Raw genomic sequence first — 11,381 nt, forward strand, 5'->3', positions numbered from 1 at the left:
GACACGCGCGCACGACAGGCGTTCCGGGCGCGGGCGACGTATGCTGGTCGGTCCACCGCAGGCCGGTTCCCCTTCCGGGAACCGGCCTGATCGTCCCTCAAGGAGGTGCGCCCGGATGACCAGCACGGTCCCCGCGCTCGGAACCCGTACGGCCGAGGGCTCCGCCCTTCAAGCGGTCCTCCTCGACATGGACGGCACCCTGGTGGACACCGAGGGCTTCTGGTGGGACGTCGAGGTCGAGGTCTTCGCCGCCCTCGGGCACACCCTCGACGAGTCCTGGCGGCATGTCGTCGTCGGCGGCCCGATGACCCGCAGCGCCGGTTTCCTCATCGAGGCCACCGGCGCCGCCATCACCCTCGCCGAACTCTCCGTCCTCCTCAACGACGGCTTCGAGGCCCGTATCGGCAGCCACCTCCCGCTGATGCCCGGCGCCGCCCGGCTGCTCGCCGAACTCCACGAGCACGACATCCCGACCGCCCTGGTCTCCGCCTCCCACCGGCGCATCATCGACCGCGTGCTGACCGCGCTGGGCCCGCACCACTTCCGTCTCTCCATCGGCGGCGACGAGGTGTCCCGCACCAAGCCCCACCCCGACCCCTACCTGCTGGCCGCCGCGGGACTCGGCGCCGACCCGGCCCGGTGTGCCGTCATCGAGGACACCGCCACCGGAGTCGCCGCGGCCGAGGCGGCCGGCTGCCACGTGGTCGCCGTCCCCTCCATCGCGCCGATCGTCCCCGCCGAACGGCGCACCGTCGTACCCTCGCTGGAACAGGTCGACCTGTCTTTTCTGCGCGGGCTGATGACGCTCACGCACTAGGCGTTCACCCAGCGTGCGAAAACAATGGTGACCAGGGGCGCAATTCCCGCGAACGGCGCCCCCGGAAGGAATCCGGCGCCGCCGGGCCGGCCGAATTCCGTTATGTCGGACCGCAGTTGACACTGTGACGTTCACCACTCCCGGTGGTCTCGACAGGACTGCCCGTATATGCAGAAAACCGCGCCCCGCGCGGGACCGTCGGGTCCTTGTGTCCTGATTGATGAACCGTTGTACGAAACCTGCCGCTGACGGTTTTTCGGTGCGTCCACACCCGGTCTCACTGCGTGATGAGCCCTCAACTCGGGCGGCCGTGAGCCGTTCTGCGGGCGCGGACTAATGTCGACGCGACAACATCGCACCAACCCCGTGATCCTCCGCCGCGCCACCTCCGCCTGCCGGGTTCACGGAATCGAAGCTCTGGAGAAGGCCCCGCATGAACCGCAAGACTCTGGTGCTCCCGGCAGTGGCCGGCCTGCTCACGCCGGTGCTCGCCGCGTGCGGCGGAACCGACAGCGGGGCCGGCAAAGGCGACCCCATCGTCGTCGGCACCACGGACCGGTTCACGGCGACGAGCGACGCCCCCGCGCCCCTCGACCCCGCCTACGCCTACGACGTCGGCACCTGGAACATCCTGCGCCAGACCGTGCAGACCCTGATGACCCAGCCCAAGGGCGAGGGCAGCCCCGTCCCGGAGGCCGCCGAGAGCTGCGGCTTCACCGACACCGGCAACGAGCGCTACGCCTGCAAGCTGCGCAGCGGCCTGAAGTTCGCCTCCGGCGAGTCCGTGACCGCCGCCGATGTGAAGTACTCCATCGACCGTGCGATGAAGCTCCAGGCGGACAGCGGTGTCGCGTCCCTGCTGAACACCATCGACACCGTGGAGACGCAGGGCGACCGCGAGGTCATCTTCCATCTGAAGACGGCCGACGCCACCTTCCCCTTCAAGCTGTCCACCCCGGTCGCGGGCATCATCAGCCCCAAGTCGTACGCCAAGGACAAGCTGCGCGACGGCTTCGAGGTCGACGGCTCCGGCCCGTACACCTTCAAGGCCGAGGTCAAGGGCGACGCGATGGTCTCCGGCGTGTTCACCAAGAACCCCTCGTACAAGGGGAACGTCGTGCTGAACAACGACAAGGTGGAGATCCGTTCCTTCGACGACGCCGACGCCATGACCACGGCGATCGACCGCGGCGACATCGACGTCATGAGCCGCACCATGTCGCCCAGCCAGATCCAGAAGCTCGACGGCGGCTCGGACAGCAACGCCGAACTGATCGACATGCCGGGCCTCGAGATCCGCTACCTGGCCTTCAACACCACGGCGCCGACCGTGAAGGACAAGGCCGTCCGCCAGGCGATGGCCCAGATCATCAACCGCGGCGAACTGGTCTCCAAGGTCTACGGCACCCAGGCCGAGCCCCTGTACTCCCTGGTGCCCGCCACCCTGACCGGCCACTCCAACTCGTTCTTCAACAAGTACGGCGACCCCAGCCCCGGCAAGGCCAAGGTGCTGCTCGCCAAGGCCGGCGTCACCACCCCGGTCAAGCTGACCCTGCACTACACCACCGACCACTACGGCTCCGCCACCAAGCAGGAGTTCGAGATCCTGCGCAAGCAGCTCAACGCCAGCGGTCTCTTCGACGTGCGCATCCAGGGCCACCCCTGGGCCACCTTCCGCCCCGCGGAGCAGAAGGGCCAGTACGACGTCTACGGCATGGGCTGGTTCCCCGACTTCCCGGACGCCGACAGCTTCGTGGCGCCGTTCCTCGACAAGAACAACTTCCTCGGTTCGCCTTACTCCAACACCAGGATCCAGCGGACGCTGATCCCCGAGTCCCGCCGCGAGGCGGACCGGCTCGACGCCGCCAAGAGCCTCACCGACATCCAGGACACCGTCGCCGAGGACGTCCCCGTGCTGCCCCTGTGGCAGGGCAAGCAGTACGTCGCCGCGCGGGACGACATCACGGGCACCTCGTACGCCCTGAACTCCTCCTCGACGCTCCAGCTGTGGGAGCTCGGCCGTGGTGTGAGCGGCTGACGTCTCCCGTACCCGGGGCCGCGACCCGACGACAAGGCACTGCTGTGAACATGCGCGACCAGTGGCCGGTCCTGCCCGTGGTGGTGGGGTTGGCCTGCGGCCTGTTGACCGGCTGCGGCTCCGGGACCGACGATGCCAAGGGCACCGGCCGGGCCGTGGTGATGGGAATGTCCGACGACGTCCTCGCCACCGATCCGGCTTCCGGCTACGACCCCGGCTCCTGGCTGCTGTTCGACAATGTCTTCCAGTCGCTCCTCAGCTTCCCCAACAGCGGCACCCAGCCGGAACCGGAGCTGGCGAAGTCCTGCGCGTTCGCGGACGCGCGGGCCACCGTCTTCATCGACACCTACGGCGCCCGCCCCTCCAAGGCCAAGGCCGCCAAGGCCCTCAGCGGCGACGGCATCACCGGCAAGGTCGAGCTGACCCTCTGGTCCACCCCCGCCCGCTACGGCCCCGCCACCGACGCCGAACTGCGCGCCGTAGCCGACCAGCTGAACGCCAGCGGCCTCTTCGACGCCGGCGTCAAGTCCGTCGACTTCGGCCAGTACGAGAAGGACATCGCCGCCGGCAAGTACGGCGTCTACGTCAAGGGCTGGGTCCCCGACTACCCGGACGCCGACAACTTCACCGCCCCCTTCTTCGGCAAGGACAACGTCCTGTCCAACGGCTACGCCAACAAGCGCCTCACCGGCACTCTGCTCCCGGCCACCGCCGCCCAGAGCGACCGCGCCGCCACCGACAAGGACTTCGCCCAGCTCCAGGACATCGTCGCCGACCAGCTGCCCCTGCTCCCCGTCTGGCAGGCCAAGCAGTACGCCGTCGCCCGCGACGGGGTCTACGGCCTCGAGAACTGCCTCGACGCCTCCACCGTGTTCCGCTTCTGGGAACTCAGCAAGAGCTGACCCCGCCCCGGCACACAGAGGGCGCCCCTTCCACCGGAAGAGGCGCCCTCTGCCGTTCTCACTGCGCGCCCGGCCGCACCAGACCACTCTCGTACGCGTACACCGCGGCCTGCACCCGGTCCCTGAGGCCCAGCTTCGTCAGCACATGCCCCACATGCGTCTTCACCGTCGTCTCGCTCACGAACAGATCCGCCGCGATCTCCGCGTTCGACAACCCGCGCGCCACCAGCTTCAGCACCTCCACCTCACGGTCCGTCAGCGTGTGCAGCGTGCTCGGCGCCGGCTCCTCACCCGACGGCAGATGCGTCGCGTACTTGTCCAGCAGCCGGCGCGTGATGCTCGGCGCCAGCATCGCCTCACCCGCGGCCACCACCCGGATCGCCTGCACCAGCTCGTCCGCCGGAGCGTCCTTCAGCAGGAAACCGCTCGCCCCCGCCCTGAGCGCCTCCACCACGTACTCGTCCAGATCGAACGTCGTCAGCACCAGCACCTTCGCCGGACCGTCCCGCTCCGGACCCGTGATCTGCCGGGTCGCCTCCACCCCGTCCATCCGGGGCATACGGATGTCCATCAGCACGACATCCGGCTGCAGCGCGCGCACCTGGTCGAGCGCCTGCAGACCGTCACCTGCCTCACCGACGACCGCGATACCCGCCTCCGCCTCCAGGATCATCCGGAACCCGGTACGCAACAGCGGCTGGTCGTCGACCAAAAGGACGCGGATGGCCACGTGAGAACTCCTTCGCTAGACCGGCCCCATTCTGCCCGCATCCTCCGCACCGGACTCCGCCGCCCTCACGGCGAGCGGATACGGCGGGGGAGTACCCCCGAACTCCGGACACACCGCACGGTGATCGCACCAGCCGCACAGCTTCGTCGGCCGCGGCCGCCACACCCCCGACTCCGTCGCCTCCCGGATCGCCGCCCACAACGCCAGCAGCTTCCGCTCCACCCGCTCCAGATCCGCCGGCACCGGGTCGTAGGTCAGCACATCCCCGCTGCCGAGATACACCAGCTGCAGCCTCCTCGGCACCACCCGCTTCAGCCGCCACACCACCAGCGCGTAGAACTTCATCTGGAACAGCGCGTCCTCCGCGTACTCCGGCCGCGGCGCCTTGCCCGTCTTGTAGTCGACGATCCGCACCTCACCCGTGGGCGCCACATCCACCCGGTCGATGATCCCGCGCAGCCGCAGCCCCGAATCCAGCTCCGTCTCCACGAACAGCTCACGCTCCGCCGGCTCCAGCCGCGTCGGGTCCTCCAGCGCGAACCAGCGCTCCACCAGCAGCTCCGCCTCACCCAGCCAGCGCGCCAGCCGCTCACCCTCCGGATCACCCTCGAACAGCTCCGAGACCTCCGGACGGCTCTCCCGCAACCGGTCCCACTGCGCCGGGATCAACGACTTCGCGCGCGGCGCCGTACGCTCCGCCGCCGGCGCGTCGAACAACCGCTCAAGCACCGCGTGCACCAGCGTGCCCCGCGTCGCCGCCTCACTCGGCCTCTCCGGCAGCCGGTCGATCACCCGGAACCGGTACAGCAACGGACACCGCATGAAATCACTCGCCCGCGACGGAGACAGCGACGAAGGCGCCACGGCGGCCCGCGTGACACCCTCCGCGCCGCCCTCACCACCCCGGACACCCTCAGGGCCCCTGTCCTCACCGCTGCTCTCCATGACCCAAGACCATACGGCCCGGCACCGACAGCGACCCAGCCGCGCACCTCCCGCCCCCGGAACACCAGGGTGCCGGAGCGGACCGTGTCACCCCGGCCGCATACCATCGACCCGAGACCCTTCCGCCCGGCCACGCGCGGAAGACGCTTCGAACAAGGGGACACCGTGGACGTGAGCGGCGGGAACGGGCAGCCGCGGCCGGACGAGAACCACCCGGCCGAGCACCCCCCAGTACCTCCGGCCCCGAACCCGGAACCCGGCCCCGAATCCGGACTCGAGTCCCGCCCCGAGCATGACGACGCCGGTCCCGGCCGGCCCGAACCCGGCGACACCGACCGGACCGAGCACGACCGCTCCCTCGCCCACGCCGGCATCGCCCGCACCGACCCGCCCCCCGAGCGCCCCAGGGAACCCGGCGGCGGCATCCTCATGGGCCGCCCCTTCGGCGTACCCGTCTACGTCGCCCCCAGCTGGTTCCTCGTCGCCGCCCTCATCACCTGGGTCTTCGGCGGCCAGCTCGACCGCGTCCTGCCCGAACTCGGCGCCCTGCGCTACCTCGTCTCCCTCTTCTTCGCGGTCGCCTTCTACGCCTCCGTACTCGTCCACGAACTCGCCCACACCCTCGCGGCCCTCCGCTTCGAACTCCCCGTCCGCCGCATCCAGCTCCAGTTCTTCGGCGGCGTCTCCGAGATCGAGAAGGAAGCCGAGACACCGGGCCGCGAATTCGTCCTCGCCTTCGTCGGACCCCTCCTCTCCCTCGTCCTCGCCGGACTCTTCTACCTCGCCCTCAAACCCGTACAGCCCGGCACCGTCCCCGGCGTCCTCCTCGCCGGCCTGATGATCTCCAACCTCATCGTCGCGATCTTCAACCTCCTGCCCGGCCTCCCCCTCGACGGCGGCCGCATGCTCCGTGCCGTCGTCTGGAAGATCACCGGCAGACCCATGACCGGCACCGTCGCCGCCGCCTGGGTAGGCCGCGCCCTCGCCGTCTCCGTCCTCATCGGCCTGCCCCTGCTCAACCAGTCCGGCACCCTCGGCGGCGACCAGGACGTCAGCGGCATGGACACCGTCACCGACGCCCTGCTCGCCGCCATCCTCGCCGCCATCATCTGGACCGGCGCCGGAAACAGCCTCCGCATGGCCCGCCTGCGCGAACACCTCCCCGACCTCCGCGCCCGCACCCTCACCCGCCGCGCCGTCCCCGTCCAGAGCGGCACCCCCCTCTCCGAAGGCCTGCGCCGCGCGAACGCCGCCGGAGCCCGCGCCCTCGTCGTCGTCGACGCCGACGGCACCCCCCTTTCCCTCGTCCGCGAAGCCGCCATCGTCGGCGTCCCCGAACACCGCCGCCCCTGGGTCGCCGTCAGCGAACTCGCCCAGGACCTCACCGACGGCATGCGCGTCTCCGCGGAACTCTCCGGCGAGGAACTGCTCGACACCCTCCGCGCCACCCCCGCCACCGAGTACCTGGTGATCGAGCACACCGGCGAGATCTACGGGGTCCTGTCGGCGGCGGACGTCGAGCGGGCCTTCGTGAAGGCCATGGCCAGGCCGAGCTAGGGGCGCCCGGGACCGTGGTCGGCGTCCCCCTCTCCTGCCGGTAGGCTGGTCACATGTCCGAACCGACCGGTGCCGCCCGCAGGCGCGGGCCCTTCAAGGTCGGGGACCAGGTTCAGCTGACCGACCCCAAGGGCCGCCACTACACGTTCACGCTCGAAGCCGGGAAGAACTTCCACACCCACAAGGGCTCCTTCCCGCACGACGAACTGATCGGCGCCCCCGAGGGCAGCGTTGTCCGCACCACCGGCAACGTCGCCTACCTCGCGCTGCGCCCCCTGCTCCCCGACTACGTCCTGTCCATGCCCCGCGGCGCCGCCGTGGTCTACCCCAAGGACGCGGGGCAGATCCTGGCCTTCGCCGACATCTTCCCCGGCGCCCGCGTCGTCGAAGCGGGCGTGGGCTCCGGCTCCCTCAGCAGCTTCCTGCTGCGCGCCATCGGCGACCAGGGCATGCTGCACTCCTACGAGCGCCGCGAGGACTTCGCCGAGATCGCCCAGCAGAACGTCGAGCGCTACTTCGGCGGCGAACACCCCGCCTGGCAGCTCACCGTGGGCGACCTCCAGGACAACCTGTCCGACACCGACGTCGACCGCGTCATCCTCGACATGCTCGCCCCCTGGGAATGCCTCGAGGCCGTCTCCAAGGCCCTCGTCCCCGGCGGCATCCTCTGCGCCTACGTCGCCACCACCACCCAGCTCGCCCGGACCATCGAGTCCATCCGCGAGATCGGCTGCTTCAACGAGCCGACCGCCTGGGAGACCATGATCCGCAACTGGCACATCGAGGGTCTCGCCGTCCGCCCCGATCACCGCATGATCGGCCACACCGGCTTCCTCCTCACCGCCCGCCGCCTCGCCGACGGCGTCGAGCCCCCCATGCGCCGCCGCCGCCCCGCCAAGGGCGCCTACGGCGACGACTACGCCGGACCCAACGCCGACGGCGGCGCGGGCCGCTGACCCGCACCCACCCCGCACCGCACGAGGGCGCCGTGCCCCAGTTCCCCGCCGACCCGGGAACTCGGTAACGGCGCCCTCGCCTTGACCCCACCCGGCACGCCGGGCCGCCGGGAGATCCGCACCCGCCCCGCCGTTCCCACCCACCGTGACGTGTGACACCATGCTGGCCACCCCATCACCGGCACAGCCCCACAGGAGACCCTCCTAGTGCAGCAATCCGCCGTCCCGGAGCTCGCCCGCACGGACACCCGGCCCATCCACTGGGTCGCCACGGCCACCGCGGTCGCCGGCGTGATCGCACTGTCCTCCCTCGTGCAGCCCGGCCCGGCCACCGCGGCCCAGCCCACCGCCACCGAGGCCAGGCCCGCGCCCACCGCCACCACCCCGCCCGGCACCGACGGCGTCGCCTTCCCCCTGGACTGCGGCCCCGTCGAAGCCGTCGTCGCCCACCAGGCCCACGGCGACCTCGACGGCGACGGCAGACCCGAGACCGTCGCCGCCGTCCACTGCGACGCCCCCATGGGCACCCCGCCCGACGCCCTCTACGTCCTCACCCGCGACGCCACCACCGGCAAGCCCCGCGTCGTCGCCACCCTCGTCCGCCCCGCCGACCGCATCACCGTCACCGACCTCGGCCTGAGCGCCCGCACCGTGACGGCCACTCTGCTCGGCTACTCCACCGACGACATACCAAGCTGCTGCCCCGACGTCAGGAAACCCGCCTCCTGGCGATGGAACGGCCACGCCTTCCTGCGCTCCACCCCCGCCGACACCCGAGGCGTCTGACCCCGTCCGACCCGGGCCCCGACCCCGGAAAACACCAGACGCGCGCATGCCGGCGCGCGCGCGTCCTCACCGAACCCGTACCGGGCGGACCTCAGTCCGCCTCGGGCCCGAACACCTCGACCCTGTCCGAAACGCGACGCACGTGGATGCACGCCCCCGGACACTCCTTCGCCGAGTCCACCACGTCCGTGAGCAGCGGCAGCGGCACCGGCGTCGTCGCGCCCACGTCCTGGAGCAGCTCGTCGCCGGCGCTCTTCACATAGGCCAGCCCGTCGATGTCCAGCTCGAACACCTCCGGCGCGTACTGGGCGCAGATCCCGTCACCGGTACACAGGTCCTGGTCGATCCAGACCTCCAGCGCCTCGCCGTCCGGGGCCTCCTGCTGCACGCTCATCTCTCCTGACCTGGATTCGCCGGGCTGATGCGCCCGGCGGCTGTCGGACACCACGACCCTACCTCCGCCGCCCGCTTTCCCGCCGTGTGCGCCCGGCTGAGGGGTTCCTCCACAACCACGACATCCGGCCGCCCCGGACACCACCCCGCACGGGACACCGGAAGCCCCCACCGTCGCTCAGCGTGATGACCCCACGAACCCGCACACCCCCCGCCACCCCGCCCCGGAACCGCCCCACCACCCCACGAAGGACAACTCCGGCCACTCCTGAAGGGTCTTGACACCGGCCGACCCGGAACAAGCGGCTTCCGCATCACGTTCAGTGGGTATCCCCTCCGTGCGAGAGGGAGCGCACCGGGTGACCGACGACACACCTTGACAGTCTTTGTGATCTAGGGGTTTCAATCGACACCCACCCAGGTAGGGTCTGGAAGCGTCCAGCTCCCCTTGGAGGAGGTGAGGACCGTGGCAGCCCACGACGACGACATCAACCGCGGCATCCGCTCGGGAAGAGGGTCCGACGACCCTGCCGGGCAGATCGCCTATCTTGAGCAGGAGATCGCCGTCCTGCGCCGCAAGCTCGCCGACTCTCCGCGGCACACGAGGATTCTCGAGGAGCGGATCGTCGAGCTTCAGACCAACCTGGCCGGCGTCTCCGCGCAGAACGAGCGCCTGGCCAACACACTCCGCGAGGCCCGCGACCAGATCGTGGCCCTCAAGGAGGAAGTCGACCGGCTCGCCCAGCCGCCGGCCGGCTTCGGAGCCTTCCTGCAGGCCAACGAGGACGGCACCGCCGACATCTTCACCGGCGGCCGCAAGCTCCGCGTCAACGTCAGCCCGAGCGTCGAACTCGACACCCTCAGGCGCGGCCAGGAAGTCATGCTCAACGAGGCGCTCAACGTGGTCGAGGCCATGGAGTACGAGAGCGTCGGCGACATCGTCACCCTCAAGGAGATCCTCGAGGACGGCGAACGCGCCCTGGTACTGGGACACACCGACGAGGAACGCGTGGTCCGGCTCGCCGAACCGCTCCGGGGCATCACCATCCGCCCAGGCGACGCCCTCCTCCTGGAACCCCGCTCCGGCTACGTCTACGAAGTCGTCCCCAAGAGCGAGGTCGAGGAACTCGTCCTCGAAGAGGTCCCCGACATCGGCTACGAACAGATCGGCGGACTCGGCGGCCAGATCGAGGCCATCCGTGACGCCGTCGAACTCCCTTACCTCTACCCCGACCTCTTCAAGGAGCACGAGCTGCGCCCGCCCAAGGGCGTCCTCCTCTACGGCCCCCCTGGATGCGGTAAGACCCTGATCGCCAAGGCCGTCGCCAACTCGCTCGCCAAGAAGGTCGCCGAAGTGACCGGGCAGGCAACGGGCAAGAGCTTCTTCCTCAACATCAAGGGCCCCGAACTGCTCAACAAGTACGTCGGCGAGACCGAGCGGCAGATCCGCCTCGTCTTCCAGCGTGCCCGCGAGAAGGCCAGCGAGGGCACCCCCGTCATCGTCTTCTTCGACGAGATGGAATCCCTCTTCCGCACCCGCGGCTCCGGCGTCAGCTCAGACGTGGAGAACACCATCGTCCCCCAGCTCCTCGCCGAGATCGACGGCGTCGAGGGCCTGCAGAACGTGGTCGTCATCGGCGCCTCCAACCGCGAGGACATGATCGACCCCGCCATCCTGCGGCCCGGCCGGCTCGACGTGAAGATCAAGATCGAGCGTCCGGACGCCGAAGCGGCCAAGGACATCTTCGGCAAGTACCTCACCGAGCGCCTCCCCCTGCACTCCGACGACCTCGGCGAGCACGGCGGCGACAAGGAGATCACCGTCCAGAGCATGATCCAGACGGCGGTCGAGCAGATGTACGCCGAAACCGAGGAGAACCGCTTCCTGGAAGTCACCTACGCCAACGGCGACAAGGAAGTCCTCTACTTCAAGGACTTCAACTCCGGCGCCATGATCGAGAACATCGTGGGCCGCGCCAAGAAAATGGCGATCAAGGACTTCCTCGACAAGAGCCAGAAGGGCCTCCGCGTCTCCCACCTCCTCCAGGCCTGCGTGGACGAGTTCAAGGAGAACGAGGACCTGCCCAACACCACCAACCCCGACGACTGGGCCCGCATCTCCGGAAAGAAGGGCGAGCGGATCGTCTACATCCGCACCCTCATCACCGGAAAGCAGGGCGCGGACACCGGACGGTCCATCGACACGGTGGCGAACACCGGTCAGTACCTGTAAAAGACCGAGCGGCTGCGGATGCCC

At 69.8% G+C, this 11,381-nt stretch carries 10 protein-coding genes; 7 read left to right on the forward strand and 3 right to left on the reverse strand.

Features of this window, described 5'->3' with window-relative positions; genetic code table 11:
• Positions 1-115 precede the first annotated feature (115 nt).
• The 3 genes from ACFWN1_RS12975 (at position 116) to ACFWN1_RS12985 (ending at position 3,757) form a co-directional block, all read left to right on the forward strand.
• On the forward strand, positions 116-817 hold the full coding sequence (locus ACFWN1_RS12975) for an HAD family hydrolase (RefSeq protein ID WP_384360581.1): 702 nt from the start codon (positions 116-118) through the stop codon (positions 815-817).
• Between the two features lie 433 nt (positions 818-1,250).
• Positions 1,251-2,855: an ABC transporter substrate-binding protein gene (locus ACFWN1_RS12980; RefSeq protein WP_384360583.1), complete on the forward strand. Its 1,605-nt coding sequence runs from the start codon at positions 1,251-1,253 to the stop codon at positions 2,853-2,855.
• 44 nt (positions 2,856-2,899) lie between these two features.
• Positions 2,900-3,757 carry an ABC transporter substrate-binding protein gene (locus tag ACFWN1_RS12985; RefSeq protein ID WP_384360585.1) on the forward strand — a complete coding sequence of 286 codons (858 nt, stop codon included), beginning with the start codon at positions 2,900-2,902 and terminating at the stop codon, positions 3,755-3,757.
• Positions 3,758-3,815: 58 nt separating this feature from the next.
• Here the strand turns inward: ACFWN1_RS12985 and ACFWN1_RS12990 are convergent, their stop codons facing one another.
• The gene (locus tag ACFWN1_RS12990; protein WP_384360587.1) at positions 3,816-4,487 is read right to left on the reverse strand and encodes a response regulator; all 672 of its coding nucleotides are present in this window, start codon (positions 4,485-4,487) and stop codon (positions 3,816-3,818) included.
• A gap of 15 nt (positions 4,488-4,502) precedes the next feature.
• A complete protein-coding gene (locus ACFWN1_RS12995; RefSeq protein ID WP_384360589.1) occupies positions 4,503-5,432 on the reverse strand; it encodes a RecB family exonuclease in 930 nt (309 codons plus the stop codon).
• Positions 5,433-5,597: 165 nt separating this feature from the next.
• Here ACFWN1_RS12995 and ACFWN1_RS13000 point away from each other — a divergent pair, with 165 nt between their 5' ends.
• From ACFWN1_RS13000 to ACFWN1_RS13010, 3 genes are all read left to right on the forward strand, one after another.
• The gene (locus tag ACFWN1_RS13000; protein WP_384360591.1) at positions 5,598-6,989 is read left to right on the forward strand and encodes a site-2 protease family protein; all 1,392 of its coding nucleotides are present in this window, start codon (positions 5,598-5,600) and stop codon (positions 6,987-6,989) included.
• 53 nt (positions 6,990-7,042) lie between these two features.
• Complete coding sequence (locus tag ACFWN1_RS13005) at positions 7,043-7,945, forward strand: tRNA (adenine-N1)-methyltransferase (protein ID WP_384360593.1); 903 nt, start codon at positions 7,043-7,045, stop codon at positions 7,943-7,945.
• Positions 7,946-8,152: 207 nt separating this feature from the next.
• Positions 8,153-8,731, forward strand: coding sequence for a hypothetical protein (locus tag ACFWN1_RS13010; RefSeq protein WP_384360595.1), 579 nt, complete (start codon positions 8,153-8,155; stop codon positions 8,729-8,731).
• Between the two features lie 91 nt (positions 8,732-8,822).
• On the opposite strand, the gene ACFWN1_RS13015 is transcribed toward ACFWN1_RS13010, so the two are convergent.
• Positions 8,823-9,125 carry a ferredoxin gene (locus tag ACFWN1_RS13015; protein ID WP_384360597.1) on the reverse strand — a complete coding sequence of 101 codons (303 nt, stop codon included), beginning with the start codon at positions 9,123-9,125 and terminating at the stop codon, positions 8,823-8,825.
• Between the two features lie 465 nt (positions 9,126-9,590).
• On the opposite strand from ACFWN1_RS13015, the gene arc reads away from it, so the two are divergent.
• Positions 9,591-11,357 carry a proteasome ATPase gene (arc, locus tag ACFWN1_RS13020; RefSeq protein WP_384360599.1) on the forward strand — a complete coding sequence of 589 codons (1,767 nt, stop codon included), beginning with the start codon at positions 9,591-9,593 and terminating at the stop codon, positions 11,355-11,357.
• The last annotated feature ends 24 nt before the right edge of the window (positions 11,358-11,381 follow it).

Source organism: Streptomyces sp. NPDC058459 (assembly GCF_042721685.1).
In the GTDB taxonomy this organism is placed as follows: Bacteria; Actinomycetota; Actinomycetes; order Streptomycetales; family Streptomycetaceae; genus Streptomyces.